The 1,456-nt window shown below is 49.9% G+C and carries 1 protein-coding gene; it reads left to right on the forward strand.

Going from position 1 to position 1,456, the window contains the following annotated elements; translation table 11 throughout:
- Positions 1 to 1,456, forward strand: a 1,456-nt coding sequence (locus BMY80_RS11925) for a condensation domain-containing protein (RefSeq protein WP_143066544.1), incomplete at both ends; no start/stop codon positions are given.

The raw sequence follows: 1,456 nt of genomic DNA on the forward strand, positions 1-1,456 counted from the left end.
GGTCTTCCGAACTCTTCAGGGTAAAAGAGGATCCTGAACACCGTCATGATCCGTTCCCTCTCACCGAGGTACAGCAGGCATACTGGATGGGACAGATGCAGAGTCTTTCCCTCAACTCCAAAACCTACTACATGGTTGAACTCACAGGTTCCCCTCTTAACAGGGAACGCCTCTGTCATGCCTTTGATTTACTTAAAAAGAGACATGAAATGCTCAGAGCCGTAATAACTGATGACGGAATGCAGACGATCAGAAAACAGGCAGCGGCATCCGATATTCCGTATTTCAGCGTGACAGATGAACAGGAAGCCTGCTCATCAGTATCTGAATGGTGGGATAACCTCAATAAAGATTCAGTATGTCACCCTGTTGCGGCCGCCGGTTTCCTGTACGGTACCGGAATGCGTCTTGCCATAGCCTTCAGCTACATGAATCTTGACGGATACAGTGTCAAACTGCTTCTGAAAGATCTGGCTCAGGCCTATAACGATCCTGCCGGATACGAGAACAGACCTCCGCTCACGCTGTCATTCAGGGATTACGTGCTTTCAGCCGTTGCGGATGAAAGCCGTATTGAATCAGCCAGAAAATACTGGGATGAAAAAATCGCCGTAATGCCGAACGCGCCTCAGCTTCCTCTCAGATGCAGTCCCGATACCGTGGAGGAATCTCACTTTATCAGACTGGCTCATACCGTGAAAAACCGGGACTGGCATAAGTTAAGGGCCAAAGCGTCGGCATGCGGAATCACTCCGTCAGCCGTACTGCTGCACGCCTATCTTGCCACACTGAGCAGATATTCCGGAGAAAATGACGTTACCGTCAACGTAACCCTGTTTGACAGAAAGCGGATTCACCCTGAAATCATGGACATTACTGGTGATTTCACCTCCCTGCTTCCGGTTTCATATACTCCTGATACCTCCCTGACATTTGCCGACGCGGCCCGAAAAACCGCTGAAAATCTTGCCGAAGGTCTCGATCACAGGGAACTGTCCAGCATTTACATTCAGCGTGAGCTGTCCAGAAAGAGAGGGTCAGGCATGGCATCACTGCCGGTAATCTTCACCAGTACCCTCGGCGTCAGTCAGAACGATGAGGATGCATCACCTGCCGACGGATTCCTGCAGATTACTGAAGGCGGTATGTCAGAAACCCCGCAGGTATGGCTGGATCATCAGCTTTACGAAAAACAGGACGGCATCTATCTCACCTGGGATTATGTCGAAGGACTTTTTGATCCGTCAACAGTCAGGGAAATGTTCGACTGTTACCTGGAAACCGTCATGAACATTGCTGACGGTGAGTGGAACAGACCGATAAATCCGGAACTCAGCAGAAAAACAGCTGACACAAGAAAAAGAATAAACAGTACCGGTGCTCCGGTGTCTGACACCCTTCTTGCGGAAAGAATCTTCACCAATGCCGAAACACGTCCTGACAGTCCCGCTCTCTT

The sequence above is a fragment of the Ruminobacter amylophilus genome (genome assembly GCF_900115655.1).
Classification (GTDB): Bacteria; Pseudomonadota; Gammaproteobacteria; order Enterobacterales; family Succinivibrionaceae; genus Ruminobacter; species Ruminobacter amylophilus.